This window comes from Nocardiopsis akebiae, from assembly GCF_018316795.1.
GTDB lineage: Bacteria > Actinomycetota > Actinomycetes > Streptosporangiales > Streptosporangiaceae > Nocardiopsis > Nocardiopsis dassonvillei.
The window spans coordinates 4,820,668-4,846,274 of sequence record NZ_CP074132.1; the positions used below are offsets into that span (position 1 = coordinate 4,820,668).

The 25,607-nt window shown below is 73.6% G+C and carries 24 protein-coding genes and 1 tRNA gene; 7 read left to right on the top strand and 18 right to left on the bottom strand.

Annotated elements, in window-relative coordinates:
- The first annotated feature begins 85 nt into the window (after positions 1-85).
- From KGD83_RS20630 to KGD83_RS20645, 4 genes are all read left to right on the top strand, one after another.
- Entirely contained in the window at positions 86-1,810 is a 1,725-nt protein-coding gene (locus KGD83_RS20630; RefSeq protein ID WP_212640740.1) for a (2,3-dihydroxybenzoyl)adenylate synthase, read from the top strand.
- A gap of 107 nt (positions 1,811-1,917) precedes the next feature.
- On the top strand, positions 1,918-2,115 hold the full coding sequence (locus KGD83_RS20635; RefSeq protein WP_212640741.1) for a ferredoxin: 198 nt from the start codon (positions 1,918-1,920) through the stop codon (positions 2,113-2,115).
- A gap of 141 nt (positions 2,116-2,256) precedes the next feature.
- Entirely contained in the window at positions 2,257-3,579 is a 1,323-nt protein-coding gene (locus tag KGD83_RS20640) for a salicylate synthase (RefSeq protein ID WP_212640742.1), read from the top strand.
- Between the two features lie 58 nt (positions 3,580-3,637).
- Positions 3,638-4,495, top strand: coding sequence for an SAM-dependent methyltransferase (locus KGD83_RS20645; RefSeq protein ID WP_212640743.1), 858 nt, complete (start codon positions 3,638-3,640; stop codon positions 4,493-4,495).
- 78 nt (positions 4,496-4,573) lie between these two features.
- Here KGD83_RS20645 and KGD83_RS20650 read toward each other — a convergent pair whose 3' ends face one another.
- The 6 genes from KGD83_RS20650 to KGD83_RS20675 all read right to left on the bottom strand — a co-directional run bounded on the left by KGD83_RS20650 (position 4,574) and on the right by KGD83_RS20675 (position 10,362).
- Positions 4,574-5,977 (bottom strand): ABC transporter ATP-binding protein, encoded by a 1,404-nt coding sequence (locus KGD83_RS20650; protein ID WP_212640744.1) that lies wholly within the window; start codon positions 5,975-5,977, stop codon positions 4,574-4,576.
- A complete protein-coding gene (locus tag KGD83_RS20655) occupies positions 5,970-6,821 on the bottom strand; it encodes an ABC transporter permease (RefSeq protein WP_249351982.1) in 852 nt (283 codons plus the stop codon). Before KGD83_RS20655 ends, KGD83_RS20650 begins: the two co-directional genes overlap by 8 nt.
- The gene (locus KGD83_RS20660; protein ID WP_212640745.1) at positions 6,818-7,816 is read right to left on the bottom strand and encodes an ABC transporter permease; all 999 of its coding nucleotides are present in this window, start codon (positions 7,814-7,816) and stop codon (positions 6,818-6,820) included. Before KGD83_RS20660 ends, KGD83_RS20655 begins: the two co-directional genes overlap by 4 nt.
- The gene (locus tag KGD83_RS20665) at positions 7,816-9,324 is read right to left on the bottom strand and encodes an ABC transporter substrate-binding protein (protein WP_212640746.1); all 1,509 of its coding nucleotides are present in this window, start codon (positions 9,322-9,324) and stop codon (positions 7,816-7,818) included. Before KGD83_RS20665 ends, KGD83_RS20660 begins: the two co-directional genes overlap by 1 nt.
- Before the next feature lie 274 nt (positions 9,325-9,598).
- Positions 9,599-9,754 carry a hypothetical protein gene (locus KGD83_RS20670; RefSeq protein ID WP_212640747.1) on the bottom strand — a complete coding sequence of 52 codons (156 nt, stop codon included), beginning with the start codon at positions 9,752-9,754 and terminating at the stop codon, positions 9,599-9,601.
- Between the two features lie 534 nt (positions 9,755-10,288).
- Positions 10,289-10,362: transfer RNA gene (locus KGD83_RS20675), tRNA-Pro, on the bottom strand.
- A gap of 166 nt (positions 10,363-10,528) precedes the next feature.
- Between KGD83_RS20675 and KGD83_RS20680 the strand changes: the two genes are divergently transcribed.
- Together KGD83_RS20680 and KGD83_RS20685 are read left to right on the top strand one after the other, a co-directional pair.
- Positions 10,529-11,461 (top strand): helix-turn-helix domain-containing protein, encoded by a 933-nt coding sequence (locus tag KGD83_RS20680; protein WP_212640748.1) that lies wholly within the window; start codon positions 10,529-10,531, stop codon positions 11,459-11,461.
- Positions 11,458-11,997 carry a dihydrofolate reductase family protein gene (locus KGD83_RS20685; RefSeq protein ID WP_212640749.1) on the top strand — a complete coding sequence of 180 codons (540 nt, stop codon included), beginning with the start codon at positions 11,458-11,460 and terminating at the stop codon, positions 11,995-11,997. The genes KGD83_RS20680 and KGD83_RS20685 overlap by 4 nt, the downstream gene beginning before the upstream one ends.
- A gap of 50 nt (positions 11,998-12,047) precedes the next feature.
- On the opposite strand, the gene KGD83_RS20690 is transcribed toward KGD83_RS20685, so the two are convergent.
- On the bottom strand, positions 12,048-12,545 hold the full coding sequence (locus KGD83_RS20690; RefSeq protein WP_212640750.1) for a DUF523 domain-containing protein: 498 nt from the start codon (positions 12,543-12,545) through the stop codon (positions 12,048-12,050).
- A 120-nt stretch (positions 12,546-12,665) separates the two neighbouring features.
- On the opposite strand from KGD83_RS20690, the gene KGD83_RS20695 reads away from it, so the two are divergent.
- The gene (locus KGD83_RS20695; protein WP_212640751.1) at positions 12,666-14,117 is read left to right on the top strand and encodes an MFS transporter; all 1,452 of its coding nucleotides are present in this window, start codon (positions 12,666-12,668) and stop codon (positions 14,115-14,117) included.
- Positions 14,118-14,308: 191 nt separating this feature from the next.
- Here the strand turns inward: KGD83_RS20695 and der are convergent, their stop codons facing one another.
- The 11 genes from der to KGD83_RS20750 form a co-directional block, all read right to left on the bottom strand.
- On the bottom strand, positions 14,309-15,742 hold the full coding sequence (gene der / locus KGD83_RS20700) for a ribosome biogenesis GTPase Der (protein ID WP_212640752.1): 1,434 nt from the start codon (positions 15,740-15,742) through the stop codon (positions 14,309-14,311).
- 293 nt (positions 15,743-16,035) lie between these two features.
- The gene (gene cmk, locus KGD83_RS20705) at positions 16,036-16,731 is read right to left on the bottom strand and encodes a (d)CMP kinase (protein ID WP_212640753.1); all 696 of its coding nucleotides are present in this window, start codon (positions 16,729-16,731) and stop codon (positions 16,036-16,038) included.
- A 200-nt stretch (positions 16,732-16,931) separates the two neighbouring features.
- Positions 16,932-18,095, bottom strand: a complete 1,164-nt coding sequence (locus KGD83_RS20710; protein ID WP_212640754.1) for a prephenate dehydrogenase — start codon at positions 18,093-18,095, stop codon at positions 16,932-16,934.
- A gap of 71 nt (positions 18,096-18,166) precedes the next feature.
- Positions 18,167-18,529 carry a chorismate mutase gene (aroH, locus tag KGD83_RS20715; protein ID WP_013152028.1) on the bottom strand — a complete coding sequence of 121 codons (363 nt, stop codon included), beginning with the start codon at positions 18,527-18,529 and terminating at the stop codon, positions 18,167-18,169.
- A gap of 99 nt (positions 18,530-18,628) precedes the next feature.
- Positions 18,629-20,689: a pseudouridine synthase gene (locus KGD83_RS20720; RefSeq protein ID WP_212640755.1), complete on the bottom strand. Its 2,061-nt coding sequence runs from the start codon at positions 20,687-20,689 to the stop codon at positions 18,629-18,631.
- The gene (gene scpB / locus KGD83_RS20725) at positions 20,676-21,359 is read right to left on the bottom strand and encodes an SMC-Scp complex subunit ScpB (protein WP_249351983.1); all 684 of its coding nucleotides are present in this window, start codon (positions 21,357-21,359) and stop codon (positions 20,676-20,678) included. Before scpB ends, KGD83_RS20720 begins: the two co-directional genes overlap by 14 nt.
- Positions 21,356-22,231 carry a segregation and condensation protein A gene (locus KGD83_RS20730; protein ID WP_212640756.1) on the bottom strand — a complete coding sequence of 292 codons (876 nt, stop codon included), beginning with the start codon at positions 22,229-22,231 and terminating at the stop codon, positions 21,356-21,358. Before KGD83_RS20730 ends, scpB begins: the two co-directional genes overlap by 4 nt.
- 122 nt (positions 22,232-22,353) lie before the next feature.
- On the bottom strand, positions 22,354-22,755 hold the full coding sequence (locus tag KGD83_RS20735) for a hypothetical protein (protein ID WP_212640757.1): 402 nt from the start codon (positions 22,753-22,755) through the stop codon (positions 22,354-22,356).
- The gene (locus KGD83_RS20740) at positions 22,752-23,705 is read right to left on the bottom strand and encodes a ParA family protein (RefSeq protein WP_212640758.1); all 954 of its coding nucleotides are present in this window, start codon (positions 23,703-23,705) and stop codon (positions 22,752-22,754) included. The genes KGD83_RS20735 and KGD83_RS20740 overlap by 4 nt, the downstream gene beginning before the upstream one ends.
- A 249-nt stretch (positions 23,706-23,954) precedes the next feature.
- A complete protein-coding gene (locus tag KGD83_RS20745; RefSeq protein WP_212640759.1) occupies positions 23,955-24,941 on the bottom strand; it encodes a site-specific tyrosine recombinase XerD in 987 nt (328 codons plus the stop codon).
- A 3-nt stretch (positions 24,942-24,944) separates the two neighbouring features.
- Positions 24,945-25,607, bottom strand: coding sequence for an NUDIX domain-containing protein (locus KGD83_RS20750; RefSeq protein WP_212640760.1), 663 nt, complete (start codon positions 25,605-25,607; stop codon positions 24,945-24,947).

The following is a 25,607-nucleotide window of genomic DNA, read 5'->3' on the forward strand; positions in this document are numbered from 1 at the left end:
ACGAAAACCGTTATCTTTTTTATCCTAAGCTGCACACTGAGCGCGATCCCCCTCATGTGTGGCATAGAACGCAAAAGGAGCAGAGATGACCAAGAGCGCAAACATGCCCGTAACAGCTCAGGAGCAGGACTGGCCGGGGTGGCCGGAGGAGGCGGGACAGCGCTACCGGGAGGCCGGGTTCTGGCGTGAGGAGGTCCTGGCCGACCTGCTGACGCACCAGGCGGAGCAGCGCCCCGACGCCGTCGCGCTCGTCGACGGCGAGCGCCGGTGGTCCTACGCCGAGCTGGCCGCGGAGGCGAGGGCGGTGGCGGCCGGGCTGTACCGGCTGGGACTGCGCCGGGGCGACCGGATGGTGGTGCAGCTGCCCAACCGGGCGGAGTTCCTGCTGCTCTGGTTCGGGCTTCAGTACCTCGGAGCGGTCCCGGTCCACGCCATGCCCGGGCACCGGGGGCACGAGATCTCCCACCTCCTGCGGGTCACCGGCGCGGTCGGCTACGCGGTGGCCGACCGCCACGCGCGGTTCGACTACCGGACGCTGGCCGCGTCCATGCGCGAGGAGCACGAGGAGCTGCGCCACGTGATCGTCGTCGGCGACACCGGCGGACTCGATGACGCCGTCGGCTTCGCGGACCTGCGCTCCGACGCCCCCGGCGGCCGCGACCCCGGCTCCGGGCGCCCCTCCCCCGGCGGCATCGGGCTCCTCCTGCTCTCCGGCGGGACCACGGGGACGCCCAAGCTCATCCCGCGCACGCACCGGGACTACGCCTACAACGCCCGCGCCGCCGCGGCCGCCTGCGAACTCACTCCGGACAGCGTCTACCTCGCGGTGCTGCCCGCCGCCTTCAACTTCACGATGTCCTGCCCGGGCGTCCTGGGCGCGCTCACCGTGGGCGCGACGGTGGTCATGGCGCCCAGCCCCGCCCCCGAGACGGTGTTCCCCCTGATCGAACGCGAGGGCGTGACCGTCACGGCGCTCAGTCCGCCGATGGTGCCCGTGTGGCTGGAGGCCTACGCCGACCGGGCTCCGGGCTCGGCGGCGCTGGACAGCCTCGCGGTCCTCCAGGTGGGGGGAGCGCGGCTGGCCGACGACCTCGCGCGCCGCGTCCGTCCGACGCTGGGGTGCCGTCTGCAGCAGGTGTTCGGCATGGCCGAGGGCCTGATCAACGTCACCCGTCTCGACGACCCCGAGGAGCTGGTGTGCACCACGCAGGGGCGCCCCGTCTCGACCGGTGACGAGGTGCGGGTTGTCGACGAGTCGGGCGCCCCGGTGCCCGTCGGCGCCGTGGGCGAGCTGCTGACACGGGGCCCCTACACACTGCGCGGCTACTACCGCGCCCCCGAACTCGCCGCCACGCACTTCACACCGGACGGGTTCTACCGGACCGGCGATCTCGTCCGGCTCCGCCCCAGCGGCCACATCGACGTCGTCGGCCGGGTGAAGGACCAGATCAACCGCGGCGGCGAGAAGATCGACGCCACCGAGGTGGAGGGACAGCTGCTCGCCCACCCGGACGTGTCGGCGGTCGCCCTGGTGGCCGCTCCCGACCCGGACCTCGGTGAGCGGTCGGTCGCCTTCCTGGTCAGCGCGGGCACCCCGCCCACGGTCCGCGAACTCGGCGCCTTCCTGCGCGGGAGGGGCCTGGCCGGTTACAAGGCCCCCGACCGGATCGAGGCCGTCGACGCGCTGCCCCTGACCCCCGTGGGCAAGGTCGACAAGAACGCTCTGCGCGAGCGGATCCGACGAGGGCCTTCGTCACCATCCGCGACCGAAGCGGCACGCAAGGGGGTGCGACCTCGGCCACAAGGATGAACGCTTCTGGCGAAAATGATTATCATTTACGATCACCAAGGCGCCTTCGGGCGTTCAGCGGCCCTGCCCGGGCCGCTCCACAGTGAAAGCGAAGAGGACGTCCCCGCGTGCGAATCACCGTCCACCCCGAGGTCTGCATCGGCGCCGGCCAGTGCGTCATCGCCGCCGACCGAGTATTCGACCAGGGCGAGGAGGACGGGCTCGTGCGCCTGCGCACCGACCGGCCGGACCCCCGCGACGCCGCGCACGTGCGCGACGCGGTCGACCGCTGCCCCTCCGGCGCGATCGGGCTCACCTCGGACTGAACCCCCGGACGCGCTCCCCCCGCTCCCGCACCCGACGAGGAGGCGGGCGTCCTCGCTGGCCCCGACACAAGACCGGAGAAGAATGTTGACCACGGGTACACCAGACGCGGCCCACGGGCCGTCCCGGGCGAGGAGACGGCCGTGAGCAGTCGTGAAACCGAACAGGTCGAAGGGCCGCTCGACCCCGTCGCCGCCGCCGCCCGGCTCGCGGGCTCGGGACTCTTCCCCGAGTACGTCCTCTACGAACGCGAGGGGGTCTGGCTCTTCGGCGGCGGTGCGCGGTGGGGGATCGACCTCGACAGCGACCGGGTCACGGTCCGCGGCGCCGACGGGACCGCCGACTCCCGCGACTACACCGGCAGCCCGGCCGACGCCTTGGACGCGGCCCTGGCCGGACTGCCCGACCCGGCCTGGCGGGCCTACGGCTGGGTGGGGTTCGACTTCGCGCTCCAGTCGCGCGGGGCCCGCCCGTCCGCCCCGGAGGGATCCGCGCGGCTCGCCCGCCTCATCGTGCCCCGGACCGAGGTCCGCATCACCGCTGACGGGGCCCGGATCAGCGGGGGCGGAGCGCAGATGCGCGGGAAGGTGCTCTCCGTCCTGCGCGAGGAGGTCGCCGAACCGGCGCGGAACCGCGTCGCGGTCGATTCACGGGCCGGCTCCCCGGCCTACCGCGCGCTCGTGGGCGAGGCCCTGGGCGAGATCGGACGCGGCGACTACCACAAGGTGATCCTGTCCCGGAAGGTCGAACTGCCCTCGCCCGTGGACCTCCCCGCCACCTACGCGGTCGGCCGCGGGGCCAACACACCGGCGCGGTCGTTCCTACTGGATCTGGGCGGGCTCCGCAGCGCGGGTTTCAGCCCCGAACTGGTCGTCGCGGTCGGGCCCGACCGCGAGGTCCTGACCAACCCGCTAGCGGGCACCCGGGCGGCGGGGCGCGGAGAGGCCGCGGACAGCGCCGCCCGCGCCGAACTGGAGGCCGACCCCAAGGAGATCCACGAGCACGCCATATCGGTTCGCGAAGCCGTCGCGGAGATGCGCTCGGTGTGCGTGCCGGACTCCGTCGCGGTGTCGGATTTCATGGGCGTCTCCGTCCGCGGCAGCGTCCAGCACCTGGCGTCCACCGTCCGGGGGCGCCTGCGCGAGGACGCCACCCCCTGGCACGCCTTCGAGGCCCTGTTCCCGGCGATCACCGCGTCGGGGATCCCCAAGTCCGAGGCGATCGAGGCGATCACCCGCCTGGAGGAGGAGCGCGGACTGTACTCCGGGGCCGTGGTGACCGCCGCGTCCAGCGGTGAGCTCGACGCGGCACTGGTCCTGCGCGCGGTCTACGAAGAACAGGGCCGGGCCTGGCTCCGCGCCGGCGCCGGGATCGTGGAGGGCTCCCGCCCCGAACGCGAGTTCGAGGAGACCAGCGAGAAACTGGCCAGCGTACTGCCGCACGTCGTGCCCGCCCCACGGCCGTGACCGCGCCGACCGACGAGCGCGACCGTCCCCCGTCCGAGACAGCCGAGGTGGTCATACCTTGACAGACATCCAACAGAACGGACTCATCCCCTACCTGCTCGCCAACCGGGCCTTCGTCGCCCCGGCCGTCGAACGGGCGGTCGGGGCGATGGACCTGACCGGACGCACGCGCCTGCTCGACGCGGGCACCGGTGCCGGGGGCGGGCTGGTGGCGCTGGCCCGGGCGGCCGGCCCGCGGGCCCGGGTCCTGGCCGTCGACCGCGACCCCGACGTGCTGGACCTCGCCCGGGAGCACGCGCGGTCCGAGGGGGTGTCGGACAGGGTCGAGGTGCGCGCCGCCGACCTGGTCGACGTGCTCGACGAGGCCGCCGGATCCGGCGACGGGTTCGATGCGATCTGGGCCTCGGACGTGGTCTGGCCCGGCAACTTCGACGACCCCGGGGACCTGGTCGCACGAGCCGCGCGCGCCCTGCGCCCCGGCGGCCTGCTGGGGCTGTTCACCAGCAACTACTACCAGGCCATGTTCCTGCCCGGACACTCACGGCTGGAGCGGGCGGCGCGCACCGCGTCCGAACTCAACTGGGGGCTCCCCTCCGGAGGGCCCGCCCACTATGAGCGCCACACCGCCTGGATGGCCGCCGCGGGGCTGCTCGACGTGCGTGTGGACGTCTTCCCCAGGGTGGGCTCGCCGGTCGACGCCGACCCGACCGTGCGCCCCTACCTGGAGAACGTCGTCTGGCCGGAGATGCGGGAGTCGGTGCTCAAGCGCGGCACCGACGCGGGTCTGAGCGGCGAGGAGGTGGCCGGGGTCGAGCGGCTCCTGACCCCGGGCCATCCGGACTACGTCCTCGACGCCCCGGGTTACTACATGGTCCATCCGACCATGCTCGCCCTCGGGCGACGGCCCTCGGACTGAGCCCCGGCCGAACCGCTCCGGGTCGCCGACCGTCCCGGGCACCGCCCGCGCAGGACGCGAACGCCGCCGCAGGCGGTGCTACGGTCCCGCTACCAGGGCGAGGCGCTCCGGGTCCAACGTCAGCACCCGGTTCGCACGGTCGGCGACACTGCGGTCGTGGGTCACCACGACGACGGCCAGGCCCTCCTCGGCCCGAAGTGCGTCCAGGAGGTCCAGGACCGTGCGCGCGCTCGCGTCGTCCAGGGCGGAGGACACCTCGTCGGCCAGCAGCACCCGGGGGCGTGCGGCCAGGGCGCGGGCGACGGCCACGCGCTGGCGCTGGCCGCCGGAGAGGCGGCCCGGCAGCGCGCGTGCGGTGTCCGCCGGCAGACCGACCCGTTCCAGGAGCCCGGGGACCTCGGCCGCGGCCTGGCGACGGGTCAGCCCGCGGAGCACCATGGCCGGGCGCGCGAGTGCCGTGGCGACCCGCTGAGCCGGGTTCAGGGTTCCGGCCGGGTCCTGGGCGATCAGCTGGACGGCTCGCAGCGCTTCCCCGGCACGGTCGGCGTGCCTGGCGGGCAGGGGCCGACCGTCGAGTGAGAACGAACCCGCCGCGGGAGGATGGAGCCCCGCAAGGCTTCTGAGCAGTGTGGACTTACCGCATCCCGAGGGCCCCAGGACGGCGACCGCCTCCCCGGGGGCGACGGTCAGGTCCACCCCGTCGAGCAGCTCCCGGCCGCCCGGAGCAGTTAGACGGACCCCCCGCAGGCCGAGGACCGCAGCACCGCCCGGGTCCGGAGGGCCCGTGGTCGGGGCACTGACCCCGCGCACCGGTTCGGACTCACCGATGTCGAGACGGACATCGGCCACGCGGTCGGCGAAACCCCGGTCGTGGGTGATCACGACGGTGCTCCTTCCGGGGCGTCCCCGCCGCTGTCCGAGGGCGTCGAGCACGAGTTCCACCGTGGCCGGGTCCAAGCCGCTCGTGGGCTCGTCGAGCACGAGGAGCCCGGGATCGGCTACGAGCGCCCGCGCCAGGGCCACACGCTGGGCCTGGCCTCCGGAGAGTTCGTGCGGGCGACGGCGCCACAGGGCGTCGGCGTCCAGCCCCAGCGAGGTGAGCGCCGCGCGGACGGCCTCGGCGTTCGCGCGGCGGGAACCGCCCGGCAGGGCTTCGGCGACCAGGGCGCAGACGGGGCGCAGGGGGTGCAGGTCCGAGGCGGGGTCCTGTCCGAGCACGCCGGTGCTGGCCCGGCGCCACCGGCGCGCCGCACGCCCCGGGGGCACCGGCGCCCCCTGCCAGCGCACCCGACCGGCCCGGCGCACCAGCCCGGGCGGCAGCGCGTCCAGCGCGGCCAGGACGGCGCTGGTCTTGCCGCTTCCGGACGCGCCCATGACCGCGAGCACCGCGCCGTCCGGCGCCCGCAGGTCCACCGGGCCCACCACACGGGCGCCGTGTTCGTCCTCGACCAGCAGCGCCTGCGCGCACAGTCCCTCAGCCATCCGTGGGCTCCTTCGGCGCGGGTGCGCTGCCACGGCCCCGGCTCGTGCGGTCGTCGGAGGGGTACAGCTGGGCCAAGAGGGCGAGCAGGACGGTGGTGACGCCCAGTGCCGCGGCCGGCGCACCGACGGCCCATGGGTTGAGCGCCACGCCGGGCATGTTCTCCCTGAGCATGAGGGACCAGTCGGGGGCGGGCGGTTCGGCGCCCATTCCCAGGACGCTCAGGGCGGCGGCGACTTGGAGCGCGACCACCAGGCGCAGCCCCAGGTCGGCGGTGACCACCCCCCGCATGGCGGGGAGGACCTCCCTCGTCAGGATCGAAGCGGTCGTCTCGCCGCGCAGGAGTGCGGCCTCGACGTATCCGGAGGTGCGGACGGCACGGACCGCGTCCCCGACCACGCGCAGGGTGAGCGGGGCTCCTCCGCACACCGTCGCGAGGACCACCGCCGTGTGCCCGGGCAGGGCGATCGCCGCCACCAGTGCCAGCAGCAGGGAGGGCAGGGCGAGCAGCAGGTCGGCCGCCGCCGTGAGGGTCCGCGAGGCCGGCCCGCCGAACCACCCAGCGGCCAGGCCTCCGGCGGTCCCGACCGCACAGGCGCACACGGCGGCCGTCACGGAGACGCCGAGCAGGCCCCCTCCGCCGGCCAGGACACGGGACCACACGTCGCGGCCCAGGGCGTCGGTTCCCAGGAGGTGGCCGGGTGCGGGTTCCCGCCAGGGCGCCCCCACCGGGGACGTGGGGCTGTGCGGCGCCCACCAGCCGCCGAACAGGGCTGCGGCCAGGACCCCGGCCGACAGCAGGGGGACAGCCGCGGAGGCGAGGAGCAGAAGGGGACGGCGGTTCACGGCGAGCGCCTCCGGCGGGGTTCGGTCAGGGCGGCGACCAGGTCTGCGACCAGCAGTCCGGCCAGCACGACCGCGGCGGCGACCACGGCGGTGGCCTGGACGACGGGCAGGTCCCGTGAGGCGATCGAGGAGACCAGCAGGGACCCGACGCCCGGATAGCCGAAGAGTGTCTCCACCAGTGCCGCGGCGGCGATCAGCCCCCCTGCGGACACCGCCATGACCCGGGTGAAGGGGGCCAGGAGAAAGGGAAGGACGTCGGTCACCGCGATCCGCCACGGGGGGACGCCCCGTCGGCGGGCGTCAGCCACGTGGGGCAGGCGCACGGTGTCGGCCACCGCGCCCGTCAGCAGGCTCGCGCCGTAGAACGCCGTGGGCAGCGCCAGGGCCGCCACGGGGAGCAACAGCAGTTCCGGGTGGTGCCAGGGCGCGGCTCCGGGCGGGAGCAGGGAAACCGGGGGCACCAGACCCAGCACTCCGGAGAACACGGTGACCAGCACCGCGGCCGTGACAGCCGTGGGCACGGCCGCGCCTCCGGTGAGGACGGCCGTGGACGCCCGGCGGGCCAGCCTGCTCCCCCCCGCCCACCAGGCCAGGGCCAGGGACGCGGGGGCCGCCACCGCCAACGCCGACCCGACGACCGCGAAGGTGGCCGGCAGCCGCTGGGCGAGGGCGTCGGCGACGGGGCGGCCGTTGACCAGGGACGTGCCGAGGTCACCGGTGAGCAGGGATCCGGCCCAGCCGAGGTAGCGCCGCCAGGGCGCGGCGTCCAGGCCCAGCTCCTCGCGCAGCTCCCGCACCTGCGCCTCGTCGGCCCCGGGCGAGGCACGCAGGTCCACGGCGTCTCCCGGCAGGGACTCGGTGGCCGTGAACACCGCCACCGACACCAGGACCAGCAGGAACACCGCCCGGGCGACGGCGAACGGGAGCGAGGCCCCCGCGGCCGCCCCCGGGACGCGGGGGCGGCCGGCCGCGGGGGCGGCCTCGGGGCGGGACATCAGCCGGCGACCTCGACCCGCTCGATGAACAGGCGGTGGAAACCGGGACCGGTGGGCAGGCCGCTCACGCCGGGACCCGTCAGGTCGATACCGTCTCCCGTACCCCAGACCACGTACCCGCCGTCGTCGGCGACGCGCTCCTGCAGGTCGGCGAGCATCGCGTGTCGGTCCTCCTCGTCCGCGGTGGCCAGTGCCTCGGTGAAGTCGGCGTCCCACTCGGGAACGTTCCAGGCGGTCTCGTTGACGGGGCCGTCGGAGAGCAGGGACATGCGCGCGAAGTCCACGAAGCCGTTCCCGCCCAGGCTGTTGAGGTAGAAGGGTTCGACGTTCCACACCTCGGTCCAGTAGGTGTCGGGCGCGCCCACCTCGATCTCGACGTCGATGCCCGCCTCGGCGAGTTGTTCGGCGGCCAGGGCCGCGGTCTCCTCCATGCCCGGGTAGGAGTTGGTGGCGTACAGGGTGAGTTCGACGCCGTCCGCGTGCCCGGCCTCCTCCAGCAGTTCACGGGCCCGGTCCAGGTCCCGCTCGACCGGTTCGAGGTCGGGGGCGAAGGGCGCGTCGGGGTTCAGGACGTCGGTGCCGGGCTCCCCGTAACCGAGGAAGACCGTCTCGACGAGTTGCTCACGGTCCAGGGAGAGCTTGACGGCCTCGCGCACACCCGGGTCGTCGAAGGGCTCGGCCTCCAGGTCCATGACCAGCGGGTAGTTCACCCCGGCGGGCCTGGTGACCACCTGAACCGCGTCGGACTCCTCGTGTTGTCGTGCGCTGACTGGCGCCACGCTGCCCGCGACGTCCGCCTGGCCCGAGGCCACCGCCTCGGCCCGCGCGGCGGGGTCGGGCATGGCGGTGATCCGGAGGGCCTCGTAGTCGGCGGCCCCGCCCCACCAGTCGTCGTTGCGCTTCAGGACCGCGGTGGTGTCGTCGTGCTCCTCCAGCTGGAACGGTCCGGAGCCGACCACGGGTTCGGTGATGTCGTCGCTGCCGTCGGGGACGACGAAGGTCAGGGAGGCGAGGGCGCTGCCGACCTCGGCATAGGGCTGGTGGGTGGCCAGTTCCAGGGTGTGCTCGTCCACCACGGAGGAGGACTCCAGGTCGAACACCGCCAGGCGTCCGTTGTTCTCGGCGCCCTTGCCCTGGATCCGCTTCAGCGAGAACAGGACGTCGTCGGCGGTGACGGGCCGGCCGTCGGAGAAGACGGCGTCGTCGCGCAGGCTGACGGTCCACAGGTCGAGGGCTTCTCCGACCGGCTCCCAGGACCGGGCCAGGCGCGGCTGGACCGCACCCTCCTCATCGGTCACCGTCAGCACGTCGTAGAGCATGGCGAACCGCATGTAGTCGGCCTCGTTGCCGACGCGGCCGTGCGGGTCGTGGGTGGTGGCCGCCGGAGCTCCGACCGCGGCGTAACGCAGGGTGGCGCCGTCAGCGGAGGCCTGTTCGGCTCCGCCGCCGCAGGCGGTGGCCGCCAGGAGCACCGCGAAGGTGGCCGCGGGCAGGAATCGTCGTCTCATGGTTCGGCCTTTCTCGGGGGCGGGGCCGCGGGCGAAACGGCCCCGGGAGGTGTCTGCGACCGGGGGTCGGGGGCGGGCGAGTCCCTGTGCTCGGGGACGCCGGGCGACCGCTTTCAGGACCCGCACCGACGCCTGGACCGACACGTCGCCGCGGGACAGGGGGGTCGCGTCCCGACCGTCCCGGTCGAACGGGTCGGGGCGGCGCGGAGGTGTTGTCCGGTTCGGTGCCGGTCCACGCGGCCGACGGCCAGCGGCGGGAAGGGAGGCGGGCCTGTCACCACGGAACCGGCACCCCGTCGTGTCCGACGACCGCGCGGGACGGACGGGACGGAGGGCCGTCCTCCACCGGGAGGTCGGAGCGGCGGATGGCGGTCCGTTCGTAGAGGGCCCCCGAGGCGGACTCGGCCTCCAGCCCGGCTTCCTTCGACACTGAGCTGCACACCCCTGCGGTCGCGCTGGACAGATATCAGTAATGAAAACCGTTTTCATTGCCGGTATGTCCATGTATAGCACCTTCAATCCCACGGATGCGACCCCGACTCCTGAGGCCCTGGGAGCACCGGCGCCACGGACCGGACGCGCGGCCCCGGGAAACCCGGCCCGCCGGGCGGGTGGACGTCCTCGGCACGGGGCACACGGGGTGGCCCGAGAGCGGAACGGCACCGGCGGCGGGCGCACGCACAGCACGTGTGGAGCGGGGTGTCGCGCGGATCGACGAGGGCGCCGAGACCCCGACGGTCACGGTTCTCCTTGGCGCAGTCGGCCATCGCGGTCACTGCCGTCAACACCCGCCGGGCGATGCGGGCACGTGGACGCGGGCCAGCGGCCAGGGGCGGGGACGGCGTCCTCAACGACGCGGGCAAGGGACTCGGAGGCCCCGGCCTCGGTCCCGCTCACACCCCACCGGAGACGCAGAAAGGGGCCCACCTTACGGTGGACCCCTCGCTGACCTGCTATTCCTCTGTCGGGACGGCGGGATTTGAACCCACGACCCCTTGACCCCCAGTCAAGTGCGCTGCCAAACTGCGCTACGTCCCGTTCGTCGAGCGGTCACCGTTTCCGGCCCCGCCGACGCAGAAGACTCTACCGCATCCGCCGGGGCGCTCGCACCGGAGACAGAGTCCGCCGGACCCGGGCGGCGCGGCGGCACGGGTGGGCAAGATCGGTCAGGCGCCCGGGCGCCGCCGGTGAACATACTGGTGCCATGACCGAGCCCACCCCGGGCCGGGACCGCCTGCGCGAACTGCTCGACGCGGTCCTGGACGAGGAGAACACCCGCCTCACCGACATGGCGGACCACGCCTTCGCCTCACCGTTCCACTTCACCCGCAGACTCACCCGCGACACCGGGGAGTCACCGGTCGCGCTGCGCCGCCGGGTGCTCCTGGAACGCGCGGCCTGGCAGATCAGCCAGGGCAGCAGCGTGACCGACGCCGCGTTCGCTGCCGGGTACGAGTCGGTCGAGGGGTTCACGCGCGCCTTCGGACGCGCCTTCGGGCACCCGCCCAGCGCCACCACGGCGGGCAGCGGCACGTGGCTGTCCGCGCCCAACGGCATCCACTTCCACCCGCCGATCCACCTGTGGATCGAGGACAGACCCAAGGAGCGGACCGGCATGGACCTGATCGCCCTCCAGGTCCACCACGACGTGGACGACACCGCCCACCTGATCCGACTCGCCGGACGGCTGTCCGAGGAGGCCTACCGGCGGGTGCGCTCACCCGGGCGGACCGTCCTGGAGTGGGACGGGCCGGAGGAGTCCGTAGCCGACGTGCTGGACCACCTGGTCCGGGCCAAGGAGGCGTGGCTCGCCTCGATCGACGGCGCCGACCTGCCCGAACGGGGCGCGGACGACCTGGAGGCGCTAGCGGAGCGGCACACACGGGCGGGGGCGCGCTGGATCGCCGCGGTCGACGACATCGGGCGACGGGACGCCTGGGGCGACCGGCTGATCGACGCCCTGTGCGACCCGCCCGAGAGCTTCGTACTGGGCAGCGTCGTCGCGCACGTGCTCACCTTCTCCGCCCACCGCAGGCAGCTCGTGCGCCACATGCTGCGTGCGGAGGGCGTGGAGGTGGACCACGGCGACCCCATCGAATGGCTTCAGGACAGACACCACGACGGAGGTACACGATGAGCAGGACGATCTACAACACCGCGACGAGCCTGGACGGCTTCATCGCCACCGAGGACCACTCCCTGGAGTGGCTGTTCGCCGCCGACGGGAGCGATGCCCTGAACGAGACCGAGACCTTCGTCCGCGAGGCGGGCGCGATCGTGGCCGGCGCGGGCACCTACGAGTGGATCCTGAAGCACGAGGGCGGCGACCCCTGGCCCTACCGGGCACCCACCTGGGTGCTCACCCACCGCGACCTGCCGAAGGTCGAGGGCGACCTGCGCTTCGCCAGCGCCGACACCGACCAGGAGCTGCGCGACCTGCACGCGGAGATGGTCGAGGCGGCCGAGGGGCGCGACTTGTGGGTGGTCGGCGGTGGCGGTATCGCCGCGAACCTGGCCCGACTCGGCCTGCTGGACGAGGTGGTCGTGTCGGTCGCGCCGGTCACCCTGGGCGCGGGCTCGCCCCTGCTGGCCGGGCGCGTGGACCTGAGGGTGCTGGACGTGCACCGCGCCGGTGACTTCGCGTGCATGCGCTACGAGGTCGTCCGTTCCTGACCCGCCGGTTCCGGGACCCGCCGCCACCGGCCGGGTCCCGGAACCGCCCCTCAGACGCCCTCCAGCTCGCGCAGGCGCGCGGCGGCGTCGGCGATTCCGTCCTCGGTGAAGACCGCGACGCCGCCGTCCGCGAGCAGCCGCGCGGTGACCCCCTCGCCGGGCACCCTGTTCCCGCCGAAGGCGCCGTCGTAGACCCGGTGCACCCCGCAGGAGGGGCTCGACTCCTTGAGCACCGCCACCGCCACGCCGTGCGCGCGGGCGGTGGCCAGCGCCGCCCGGGCGCCGTCCACGAAGTGCACGGTCACGTCCCGCCCGTCGGGGGTGAGGATGCGCGCGCGACCCGCGAGCACGTCGGCGGCGGTCGCGCCGGGCTCGATCTCGGCGGGCGGGCGGGGCACCGGGAGGCCGCCCGCGACCTCCGGACAGTGCACCACCAGGCGGCCCTCGGCTCGCCAGCGGGCGACCACGTCGTCCTCCACCGGTTTGGCGCGCCCGTCGTAGCGCACCCGGCGTCCCATCAGACACGCGCTGACCAGCACTCTGCGCATGGACTCCCCCTCTCGGCCGCCACCACGCTACCGGGGCGGCGACACGGGCAGAGCCCGCACTATCGTTACTCAGGGTGATTGAGTGGACACAAAAGGACCGCGGGGCAGCGAGGGGGAGACGTGAACGAGCCGCAGCCGCAGCCGCAGGGGCGGACGGACCTGGCCACGGACCGCAGGGCGACGCGCAGGGCCGTGGTGGCCGCGGCGATCGGCAACGCGACCGAGTGGTACGACTTCGGCGTCTACAGCTACATGGCCGTCACGATCGGCCTGGTGTTCTACCCGGAGCAGACCCAGGGCACCCAGCTCATCGCCGCCTTCACCACCTTCGCCGCCGCCTTCCTGGTGCGGCCCCTGGGCGGGCTGTTCTTCGGCCCCCTCGGCGACCGGGTCGGCCGCAAGCGCGTCCTGGCCTTCACGATGCTGCTCATGGCGGTGAGCACGTCCTCGATCGGGCTCATCCCCTCGGCCGCGAGCATCGGCTTCGCCGCGCCCGTGCTGCTGCTGGTCGCACGGATGCTCCAGGGCTTCTCCACCGGCGGCGAGTACGGCGGCGCCACGACCTTCATCGCCGAGTACGCGCCCGACCGGCGACGGGGTTTCCTGGCCTCCTGGCTGGAGTTCGGCACGGTCAGCGGCTACGTCGGCGGCGCCATCGTCGTCACGGTGATGACCCTCCTGCTCGGTCCGGACACCATGCAGGACTGGGGGTGGCGCGTCCCCTTCCTGATCGCGCTGCCGCTGGGCGCCGTCGGCCTGTACCTGCGGGTGAAGCTGCAGGACACCCCGGTCTTCGAGCAGAACACCGAGGGCTTCGCCAAGGACTCCCACGGAGGGCACCGCGAGGGTCAGCTGCGGGCGACGGTCGTGGACCAGTGGCGCCACATCCTGCTGTGCGTGGGTCTGGTGATGGTCTTCAACGTCAACAACTACGTCCTGACCGCGTACATGCCCACCTACCTGCAGGCAGAGCTGGGGTACGGCCCCACCACGGCCCTGGTGCTGACGCTGGCGGCGATGATGCTGATGCTGTTCGCGGTGACCGGGTTCGGGCACCTGAGCGACCGTGTGGGGCGCAGGCCAGTGCTGCTATCGGGCAGCCTGTGCTCGATCGTGCTGGCCCTGCCCGCGTTCTGGCTGCTGCAACAGGGCGGTATGTGGACGGTGGCCCTGGGCATGGTGGTGCTGGCGGTGACCCTGGTGCACTTCTCCGGCGGCGCGCCCGCGGCGCTCCCGGCGTTCTTCCCCACCAGCGTCCGCTACGGCGCGCTGGCCATCAGCTTCAACGTGTCGGTGGCGCTGTTCGGCGGCACCACTCCGCTGATCGCCGAGGCGCTGGTGCAGGCCACCGGAAACCTGTACGCACCGGCGTGGCTGGTGATGGTCGCGGGTGTGGTGGGACTGGTGGTGGTATGGCGGATGAAGGAGAGCGCGAACCGCCCGCTGCCCGGAGCCCCCGCGATCCCGGTCCCCGGGGAGGAGGCGGGCCGACCGCCCCGCGACCGCGAAGGGGGACCGGCGGGGAGCCGCCCGGCGCAGGGCGACGTCCGCCGCCTGCGCGGGGAGGCCTGATCCGCTCGGGGAACGCCGCCCGCGCGCGAGGCGGCAACGGCACCGTGCGCCCGAGGACACGCGGAGCGGCCCCGAGTTCCGCGGAACCGGGAGTACGCCCGGCGCGGGCCCCTCCCCCGCCCGGGAACGCGGCGAAGGGGGCTCCCCCGGCGGGGAGCCCCCTTCCTCGTGCCGTGGCCGGAGCGGTACGGCTACCGGCGGCGGTGCTTGCGGTCCGGACGCACGCTGCCCTTGGAGGCGCGGCCCTGGACCCCGCCCTTCTTCTCGCGGATGCGCATGCTGATGTGCACCGGGGAGCCCTCGAAGCCGAAGTCCTCCCGCAGGCGCCGCTCGATGAAGCGGCGGTAGTTGTCCTCCAGGAACCCGGTGGTGAACAGGATGAAGTGCGGCGGACGAGAACCCGCCTGCGTCGCGAACAGGATCTTGGGCTGCTTGCCGCCGCGCACCGGCGGCGGGGTGGCCGCCACCAGCTCCTTGAGCCAGTTGTTGAGCTGCCCGGTCGGGATGCGCTGGTTCCACCCGCTCAGGCTGGTCTCGATCGCCGGGACCAGCTTCTCCATGTGGCGCCCGGTCTTGGCCGAGACGTTCACGCGCGGCGCCCAGGAGACCCGCGCCAGCTGGCGGTCGATCTCCTTCTCCAGGTAGGTCCGGCGCTCCTCGTCCAGGATGTCCCACTTGTTGAAGGCCAGGACCAGGCCGCGGCCCGCCTCCACGACCTGCTCGACGACCCGGATGTCCTGCTCGGCGAGGGGCTCGCTGACGTCCATGAGCACCACGGCGACCTCGGCCCGCTCCAGGGCGGTGCCGGTGCGCATGGTGGCGTAGTAGTCGGCGCCCTGGAGGGCCCGGAACCGGCGGCGGATACCGGCGGTGTCGATGAACTTCCAGGTCTTCCCGCCCAGCTCGATCAGCTCGTCCACCGCGTCGCGGGTCGTGCCCGCCACGGCGTCGACGACCACCCGGTCCTCACCGGCGAGGCGGTTGAGCAGGCTGGACTTGCCCACGTTGGGGCGGCCCAGCAGCGCGATGCGCGGCGGGCCGTCCTCGCCCTCGTCCTCCTCGCCCAGGGGGTGCTCGGGGAACTCGGCCACGATCGCGTCCAGCAGGTCGCCGGTGCCGCGGCCGTGCAGGGCGCTGATGGGGAAGGGCTGGCCCACGCCCAGCTGCCACAGGTCGAGGGCGTCGGCCTCCTGCCCGCTGCCGTCCACCTTGTTGGCGGCCAGCACCACGGGGCGCTTGGTCGAGCGCAGGACGCGGGTCACGGCGGCGTCGGCGTCGGTCACGCCCACGGTCGCGTCGACCACGAACAGGATGACGTCCGCGGTCTGCGCGGCGTACTCGGCCTGGCGGGCGACCATGGCGGCCAGGCCGCTGACGCTGGTCTCCCAGCCGCCGGTGTCCACCAGGGTGAACCTGGTGTTCTGCCACTCGGCGTCGTAGGCGACCCGGTCGCGGGTCACGCCCGGCACGTCCTCCACCACGGCCTCACGGCGGCCGATGATGCGGTTGACCAGGCTGGACTTGCCCACGTTGGGGCGTCCGACCACGGCCACCACGGGCAGGGCGGCGGGCTCTTCGGCGTCCGCTCCCCCGTGGACGACGTCGGAGATGTCGAAGTCACTCATGTACTGCTCCCGGTTCTGTGTCCCCGCGCGCCCAGGATGCGTGCCGCGAGGATGCGAAGGGCCGATCCGCCCCGGTGTCCCGGGTCGCGCGGATCGACGCGGGCGCCGACGGCGCCCGTGTACTGGCCACGGGGAGGAACCCCCGCGGATGTCGTTGTGTTCCCTGAAAAGGGCTGTCGGGGACGAATGTGTCCGGTGTTACGGCCGCTGGGCGCACCGTGCGCCCGTCGCGGCGACGCCCGGCCGCGCGGGCCGCCATTCGACCGGAACTCGGCGGCGCCCCGTCCCGCGGGTCAGCGGTCGCGGGCCTCGTCGGCCAGCTTGACCACCAGGGCGACGACCTCGTCCAGTGTCAGCCCGCTGGTGTCGAGCTCGGTGGCGTCCTCGGTCTGGCGCAGGGGCGAGTGCGCCCGGCTGGAGTCCAGCGCGTCGCGCCGGGCCAGGTCGGCCTGGGTGGCGGCGACGTCGGCGCTGCGGACCTCCTTGCTGCGGCGCTGGGCGCGGGCCTCGGGGCTGGCGGTCAGGAAGAGCTTGACGGGGGCGTCGGGGGCGACGACGGTCGTGATGTCGCGCCCCTCGACCACGATGCCCGCGCTCTCGGCCCTGGCGGCGGCGATGATCTCGCGCTGGGTGCGCACGAGGCGCTCGCGCGCCGCGGGCACGGCCGAGACGGCGCTGACGTTGGTGGTGACCTCCCTGCCGCGGATCTCGGCGGCCACGTCGCGGCCGTCCACCGCCACGGAGGGCGCGTCGGGGTCGGTGCCCATGGTGATGACGGGGGTGTCGACGAGGGCGGTCACGGCGTCGGCGTCGTTGACGTTCACGCCCTGGGAGAGCATCCACCAGGTCAGCGCACGGTACATCGCGCCGGTGTCGAGGTACCGCAGCTCCCGCGCCCTGGCCACGCCCCGGGAGGTGCTCGACTTGCCCGACCCGGAGGGACCGTCGATCGCGATGACGATGCCCTCGGTGCTGTCCTGCGCGCTCACTGCCGTTGACTCCCGCTTGCGTTCACTGTTGCCGACGCCCAACCCTACCGGTGGCCCGTGCGTGCGCGGGACCGTGCGGCCCGCGCCGGATCCGGGCGGGCCGGAACCGGGACCGGCGGGACCCGAGGGCCCTGACCTGCGGCTCAGCCGGTTCCGGTGCTCGAACCCCGCCACAGGCGCACGGCCGCCGCGAATGAGGCTCAGAGTCCCGGATGCACCGACCAGCCGTCGGCGGCCAGCGCCCGCGCGAGCGTGTCCACCGCCTCGGGCAGCACGTACAGCTGCGCCACACCCAGCGGCAGGCCGGGCGTGTGCTCGATGCGCACGTCCTCGATGTTGACCCCGGCCTCCGCCGCCGCGGCGAACAGGCGGCCCAGCGCACCGGGCTCGTCGGGGATGACCACGGGCATGACCGTGTAGTCGGGCAGCCGTACCGTGCCGTGCTTGCCCGGGATGCGGCCGTGGCCGGACCTGCCGCGCTCCAGCAGGTCGCGCACCGGAGCCAGGTCGCGGTCCGACGCCCCACCCGCCCTTGGCGGGTCCGCCAGCGCGCGCAGGGCGTCGGCGGTCGCCGCGAGGTCGGCGGCCACCGCGTGCAGGACCTCCGCGACCGGGGCGGCGTTGTGCGTGAGGATCTCGGACCACATGGCGGGGTCGCCGCCCGCCACCCGGGTGACGTCGCGCACGCCCTGTCCCGCCAGGGTCAGGGCGGCGTCGTCGCCCGAGAGCAGCCGGGCCGCCACCGCCGAGGAGGCCACGTGGGGGGCGTGCGAGACCAGAGCCACCGCCCGGTCGTGCGCCACCGCGTCCAGCACCAGCGGGTCCGCGCCGCACATGCGGGCGACCTCGGCGACGACGGCGACGGCCTGCGCCTCGGCCTTGCCGGTGGGGCACAGCGCCCACGAACGGCCCAGGAACAGGTCGGCGCGCGCGGCGCCGGGGCCCTGCTTCTCCCTGCCGCCCATGGGGTGCCCGGCCACGAACGTGGCCATGTCGCAGCCCAGCCGCTCGGCCTCGGCCAGCACGCTCGCCTTGACGCTGGCCACGTCGGTGTAGACGTGGGCCAGGCCCCGGTCCTGGGCGCGGCGCAGCACGGAGGGGATGACGGCGGGCGGCGCGGCGATGACCGCGAGGTCGGCCGGGGCCGAGGTCGGGTCGTCGGACTCCTCAAGAGGGCGTCCCGCACCCAGGTCGCAGGCCAGGCGCAGGGAGGCGGCGTCGGGATCGGAGAGGGCGACGTCGACGCCGCGCGAGCGCAGGGCGAGCGCCACCGACGTGCCGATGAGCCCCGTGCCGACCACCGTGACCCGGCGCACCGGGAGCCGCTGCTCCCCGTCCCCGCGCACACCGCCGCTGTCGCCCACTGTTCCCCCGCCTCCGACGTGTTCCCGTTGCCTCCCAAGCCTACGACCTGCCCGGAGGCCGCCGGAGGCCGTTACTGGGCGATGTCCAGCCGCAGCGCCTGGGCACCGCGCAGGTAGACGTGCTGGAGTTCCGAGCGCGGCCGGTCGGTCTCCACGTGCGCCATGAGGCGCACCACGCGCGGCAGGGCGTGGGGGACGGCGATCTCGGTCGCGCACATCAGCGGGACGTCGGAGAAGCCGAGCTTGCGCGCGGCCAGCGCGGGGAACTCGCTGTTCAGGTCGGGGGTGGCGGTGAACAGCACGCTGATCACGTCGTCGGTCTCCAGTGAGTTGCGCCGCATCACCTCCGAGACCAGTTCGGCCGTGGCCTCCAGAACCTGCTCGCGTTCGTCCGCGTCGACCTGTACCGCACCGCGGATGGCCCGTACCGCCACGTTCGATCCCGCCTCGTCCTCGTTCAGCGTGCCGTGCCCGGGAAAGGGGAACGGCGGCCGCCGCCCGGTGTCCGGGCAGGCGACCGCCGTCAACTGTATCTACAGGCCCGCGGCCTCGTAGAGTTCACTCACCTCACGCGAGGTGAGCGCCCGCATCGTGCCCAGTTTGAGGGCGTTCAGGTCGATCGGGCCGACCTGGGTGCGGGCGAGGTCGGCGACCGGGTGGCCGACGGCCTCCATGAGGCGGCGCACGATGTGCTTGCGGCCCTCGTGCAGCCGGATCTCGACGAGCGACTTGGGCGGGTCGTTGTCGACCACGCGGAAGGAGTCGACCTCGACCGGGCCGTCCTCCAGCTCCACGCCCTTCTGAACCTCGCGGACGACGCGGTGCGGGACCGGGCCGGGCACCTTGGCGATGTAGGTCTTGACGACCTTGTAACGCGGGTGGGTGAGCCGGTTGGCCAGCTCGCCGTCGTTGGTCAGCAGGATGAGGCCCTCGGTCTCGGTGTCGAGCCGACCGACGTGGAAGATCCGCTCCTCGGTCTGACCGGTGTAGTCGGCCAGGGTGGGACGGCCCTCGGGGTCCCACATGGTGCTGACGACGCCGCGCGGCTTGTTGAGCGCGAAGTACAGCTTGTCCGGGGCGGTGACCACGCGCATGCCGTCGACGCGGATCTCGGAGGACTCGGGGTCGACCCGGGCGCCGAACCTGCGCACGACCTGGCCGTCCACGCTGACGCGTCCGGCCGCGATCATCTCCTCGCTGGCCCGGCGGCTGGCGACCCCGGCCGCGGCGAGCGCCTTCTGGAGGCGGATGCCGTTCTGGACGTCGGTGTAGGTGTCGCGCGCCTCGTCGGCGCGGTCCTCGTCCTTGGGGTCGTAGTCGGCGCGCAGGGCGCTGAGCCGTTCGCGGGCCGCCTTGGAGAGCTGGCTCTCGCTCGTGACGCGCTTGGCGCCGGAGCGGTCGCCGCCGGGACGGTCCTCGCGGTCTTCACGGGGCTCGCGGTCGCGGAAGTCGCGCCCGCCACCGGGGCCACGGCTGTCGCGCCCGCCGCGGTTGTCGCGGTCACCGAAGGAACGGCGGTCGTCGCGGCCGCCTCGGAAGTCGCGCCCGCCTCGGCTGTCCCGGTCGCCGCGGACGCCACCGCGGTCACGGTCGTCACGGCCGCCGCCGGGGCCGCGTCCGCCGCGGTCGTAGGAGCGAGCACCCGAACCGCGGTTGTCGCGGTCACCGAACGAACGGCGGTCCTCGCGGTCACGGAAGTCACGGCCACCACGGTCGTCCCGACCGCCAGAGAACGAACGGCGGTCCCCACCGTCACGGAAGTCACGGCCACCACCGGGACCACGTCCGCCGCGGTTGTCACGGTCCTGGAAACGGCCGCCCGAACCGCGGTTGTCGCGGTCACCGAACGAGCGACGGTTGTCCCGCTGGCCGTCACGGCCCCCACGGTCGTCGAAGGAGCGGCGGTTGTCGCGGTCGCCGCGGAAGCCGCCGCGGTCACGGTCGTCACGACCGCCCCGGAAGTCACGGCCACCACGGTCGTCCCGACCGCCAGAGAACGAACGGCGGTCCCCACCTTCACGGAAGTCACGGCCACCGCCGGGACCACGGCTGTCACGTCCGCCGCGGTTGTCGCGGTCACCGAAGGAACGGCGGTCGTCGCGCTGACCGTCGCGGCCGCCTCGGAAGTCGCGCCCGCCGCGGTCGGCCCGGTCGCCCCGGAAACCACCGCGGTCGTCACGGCCGCCGCCCCGGCCCCGGTCATTCCGGAAGCCGCCGCGGTCACGGTCATCACGACCGCCCGAGAAGGAACGCCGGTCCCCACCGTCACGGAAGTCGCGCCCGCCCCGGTTGTCCCTGTTGTCACGGTCACCGTAGGAGCGGCGGTTGTCGCGGTCGCCGCCGAAGGAGCGGCCCTCACCGCGCTGGCCGTCACGGCCGCCTCGGAAGTCGCGCCCGCCGCGGTCGCCCCGGAAACCACCGCGGTCGTCACGGCCCCGGGGGCCGCGGTCGTCCCGGTGACCGCCGCGGGGACGGTCGTCCCGGCGGTCCCGGCTGTCGCCGCGGCCCTGTGCGCCGCGCTTGTCGTAGTCGCCGCGCTCACCGCGCGGGGCGTCGTCCCGCGCACCGCGGGAACTGTTGTTAGGTGTGCTCACCGGTGTCGTCTAGACCTTCGATGTCGTCGGGGAGGAACGGCGCCAGATCAGGCAGCTCGTCGAGGCCTCGCAGGCCCAACCGTTCCAGGAAATAGGAGGTGGTCCGATACAGCAGCGCGCCGGACTCGGAGTCGTGTCCGGCCTCTTCGATCAGGCCCCTCAGTACGAGGGTACGCATAACCCCGTCGCAGTTGACACCGCGCACGGCGGAGACCCTGCCCCGGGAGACCGGCTGTCGGTAGGCCACCACCGCCATCGTCTCCAGTGCGGCCTGGGTGAGCCGCACCTCCTGCCCCTCCCGGAGGAAGTGCTCGACGACGTCGGCGCATTCGGGCCGCGTGTACACACGCCACCCCTCGGCCACCGCCCTCAGGTCGAAACCACGGCCCTGCTCGGTGTATTCCCGCGACAGCGACTCCAGCACCCCGACGACCACCGTGACGGGCACGTCCATGGCCCGCGCCAGGTCGTACTCCGACACCGGCTGGTCCACCACCATCAGCACGGCCTCCAGATCGCGGCGCAGGGTGGCCGGGGGGTCCCCGGCTGCCTCCACGACCGCTCCGGCCGACTCCCCGCCGACCGCACCGCGGACCGTCTGCCGGGCCGCCGTGCCCCCCGCCGACAGGTCCTCCGCTGTCGGGTCCTGCGCCGTGTCCCGGACGCTCATGCGCGCTCCTCCGTCTCCCGCGGCCCGCTCCCGCCGCCGGTGTCCCCGGCGCCGTCGGCCTCGTCGTACTCGCTCTCCAGCTCGACCTCGCCCTCGCCGCCGGTCCAGGAGACGAGCAGCTCCCCCAGCGGTTCGGGCTGGTCGAAGCCGACGTTGGCGGCCCGGTACAGCTCCAGCAGGGCGAGGAAGCGGGCGATGACCTCGAAGGTACCGGTGCAGGCGGCCGTGAGCTGGGCGAAGGTCAGCCGCCCGTGCTCGCGCAGCTCCGCGACCATCAGCTCGCCCTGTTCCTTGACCGACGTCTTGGCCTGGTGGATGTGGGTGACCGGGACGCTGGGCGGCTCCTTGGGCGTGAAGACCATCCCCGCCAGGGCCGCGAACTCCTGGGGGCCCAGTTTGAACAGCACGTCCGGCCGCAGCCCGGCGAAGCGCTCCTCCAGCGGGACGGCGCGCGCGTAGCGGCGCCCCTGCGCGGCCAGCCGCGCCCGCATGAACGAGGCGACCTCCTTGTAGGCGCGGTACTGGAGCAGCCGGGCGAACAGCAGGTCGCGGGCCTCCAGCAGGGCCAGGTCGGCCTCGTCCTCGACGTCGCCGCGCGGCAGCAGGCGCGCCGCCTTCAGGTCCAGCAGGGTCGCCGCGACCAGCAGGAAGTTGCTGGCCTGGTCCAGGTCCCAGTCGTCGCCGTGCGCCCGGATGTGCGCGATGAACTCGTCGGTGACCTTGGACAGCGACACCTCGGTGATGTCCAGCTTGTGCTTGGAGATCAGTCCGAGGAGCAGGTCGAAGGGCCCCTCGAAGTTGTCGAGGTGCACCTGGAAGGCGTTGTCGTCCACCTCCGCGCCGGTGTCCGCCGACGTTCCCTCAGCCCCCATGGCACCGGCCCCGCGTCGTCTTCCTCATGAGACAAGGGTGTCACCGGCCAGAACCCGCCGGTGACACCCGTGGCACCTCCGTCGTCGGACCGGCACCCCCTCCGGTACCGGTGCGCGTGCCCTCAGTCCTCGGTCAGCCTGCGTACCAGCATGCTGGCCGGTCCGTTCTCCTCGAAGTCCGCCAGCAGCACGGCGACGGCCTCGCGGACGAGACGGCCCCTGTCGGCGGACAGCCCGTGCTCGGCGCGCAGCGAGAGCCGGGTCTGTTCCAGTGCCAGCAGTTCGGGCCCGGAGATGTAGACGGTGATCTTCTCGTCGTGGCGTTGGCGCCCGCTCGGTTTGGGCGCGCGCGCCGCCTTAACGGCGGACGTGCCCCTGGTGGTGCCGTTGGAGCGCGACGGAGTCTCGCCCCTGCTGCCCTTGCTGCCCTGCTCCGGTGCCTTGTGCTGGCGTTCGGTCTCTTCCGGCACCTCCTCGGTGCCGCTGGGGCGGAAGAACAGTTCGTCCGCCCCGGGTAGGGTCACGCGCCGTGACCGCTGAGAGGCCACCTCGCCAGCACCTCCTTGGCCAGCTCCCGGTAGGCGTTGGCCCCGGCCGAGGACGAGTCGAACCTGGTGATGGGTTCGCCCGCCACGGTGGCGTCGGGGAAGCGCACGGTGCGGTTGATGACCGTGCCGTAGACCTTGTCCCCGAAACCGTCGATGATCGTGGACAGCACCTCGCGCGCGTGGAGCGTGCGCGGGTCGTACATGGTGCCCAGGAAGCCGTCGATGACCAGGTCCTCGTTCAGCCGCTCCTGGACCTTCTGGATGGTGTCCATCAGCAGAGCCACACCGCGCAGCGCGAAGAACTCGCACTCCAGCGGCACGATGACGCCGTCCGCGGCGGTGAGCGCGTTGACGGTGAGCAGGCCCAGCGAGGGCTGGCAGTCGATCAGGACCACGTCGTAGTCGTTGATGACCGGTCTCAGCGCGCGGCCGAGCATCTGCTCGCGCGCCACCTCGCCGACCAGCTGCACCTCCGCGGCCGACAGGTCGATGTTGCTCGGGATCAGGTCCAGGCCGTCGACGTCGGTCTTGAGCAGGACGTCCTCGACCGTCACGTCCCGCTGCATGAGCAGGTTGTAGACGGTCAGGTCCAGTTCGCGCGGGTCGAGGCGGCCCAGTCCGACGGAGAGGGCGCCCTGCGGGTCGAAGTCGACCAGCAGCACCCGTCTTCCGTACTCGGCGATGGCGGCGCCGAGGTTGATCGTCGTGGTGGTCTTGCCGACCCCACCCTTCTGGTTACAGAGTGCTACAATCCGTGCCGGGCCGTGTTCATCTACGGGCCCGGGCTCCGGATAGGCTCGCTCGGGTCTTGAGGTGTGCAGGTTAGCCCCCGTGTCGCGTGTCGTCCCCCACGGGTTGGTCACCGGGCCGGCGAGCTCCCCCTCGCCGACAGGTGCGGTGTTCGCAGCCTCGTTGTCCCAGTTCACAACCCTTGACCTCCCCTACGGATCGGCCACGGCTAGGGATGCCGCGCGCCCCTGTCCCTGGCCGCCGTCGGAAACTCAATATGTCGACAGCAACGTACCTCCGCTCGGCGACTCTAGAACGCCGACACGACGCACATCAACAAAACGTACGGGTAGAATCCCACGCCTGCGCCCCTGGGGGAAATCGGAGCCTCCAACCGGGTTGTTCCGCTTCGCACCGCGCGCGGCCCCCTCGTGGCGGCGCCCCGCTCAGCGCCGTGCCCTGGGGTGACTCGACGCGTAGACCTCGCGCAGGTGCTCGACCGTCACCAGCGTGTAGATCTGCGTGGTGGTGACCGAACTGTGTCCCAACAGCTCCTGGACGACCCGGATGTCGGCTCCGCCGTCGAGCAGGTGGGTGGCGAAGGAGTGGCGCAGGGTGTGCGGTGAGACGCCCTCGACCCCGGCGCGCTCGGCCACGGCCGCCAGGATCCGCCAGCCGCCCTGGCGGGTGAGCCTGCCCCCGCGCGCGTTGAGGAACAGCGCCGGGCCGCCCCGGCCGGAGGCGGCCAGGCCCGGCCGGGCCCGCACCAGGTAGCCCGAGAGCGCGCGGCGGGCGTGGGATCCCAGCGGAACCACGCGCTCCCTGCCGCCCTTGCCGCGAAAGCGCACCAGACCCACGGCGTCGTCGCCCTCCAGCGCGTCGGCGACGTCGTCCACGTCCAGCCCCACCGCCTCGGAGACGCGCGCGCCCGTGCCGTAGAGCACCTCCAGCAGCGCCCGGTCGCGCAGGGCCAGCAGGTCGGCGCGGTCGCCGGAGGCCGGTGCCCCGACTGGTCCGGCGGCGTCCAGGAGGCGCTCCACCGACGCCAGCGGCACCGCCTTGGGCAGGCGCATCGGCGGCGCGGGCGGGGAGACGTCGGCGGCCGGATCGGTGGTGGCCCAGCCCTCCCGGGCCGCGAACCGGTGCAGGCCGCGCACGGCGGCCAGGGCCCGCCCGGCCGAGGCGGCGCCGAGCGGCGGGTGGTCGGCGTCGCCCTCGCGCAGGGCCCGCAGGAAGCCGCCCACCCGGTCGGGGCCCACCCGGTCGGGCGAGAGGACGCCGTGCCCGGCCAGATACGCGCGGTAGCGCCGCAGGTCGCGACGGTAGGCCGCGAGGGTGTTGTCGGCCAGGGCGCGCTCCGCGCTGAGGTGGTCCAGGAAGGCGGCGCACAGCCGCGCCAGCGGGTCCCGCTCCTCGCCCGCCCGGTCGGCCACGGGTCAGTCCTCCGCCGGCTCGCGCAGGGAGGCGAACCCGTCCGCGGAGGCGGCCTGGGCGGCCAGGACGCCGATGACGGTGGCGCCGTTGTGCAGCCTGCCCGCCATCACCAGGGCGACCGCCTCCTCCAGGGGCACCCATTCGGCGACCAGGTCGGCCTCCTCGTGCTCGCGTTCGAAGCCGATCTCCTCGGGCGGCACCACCGACAGGTCCCGGGCCAGGTACACGTGGATGCGCTCGTCGGAGAACCCCGGCGAGGGGAAGAACTCGGCCAGTTCGTGCCAGAGCCCGGCGCGCAGCCCCGCCTCCTCGACGAGTTCGCGCTGGGCGGTGCGCAGCGGCCCCTCGCCCTCCGCGTCGATGAGCCCGGCGGGCAGCTCCCACAGGGTGTGCCGGGTGGCGTGGCGGTACTGGCGCTGGAGCAGCACCCGGCCGTCGGCGTCCAGGGCCAGGGCCGCTGCGGCGCCGGGGTGCTCCATGTAGTCGCGGGCGGCCACGGTCGTGCCCTCGCCGTCGCTGCCGACCATGCGCACCCAGTCCGTACGCATGCCGCACTTGACGCTGCGGAAGCGTTCCTCGGACCGCTCCACCGGCCACGACTCGGGGGCGTCCGCGACCTTCGCGTCCGCCCCCGCGGGAAGGGCCGGGTGGGTGTCACTGGGCAT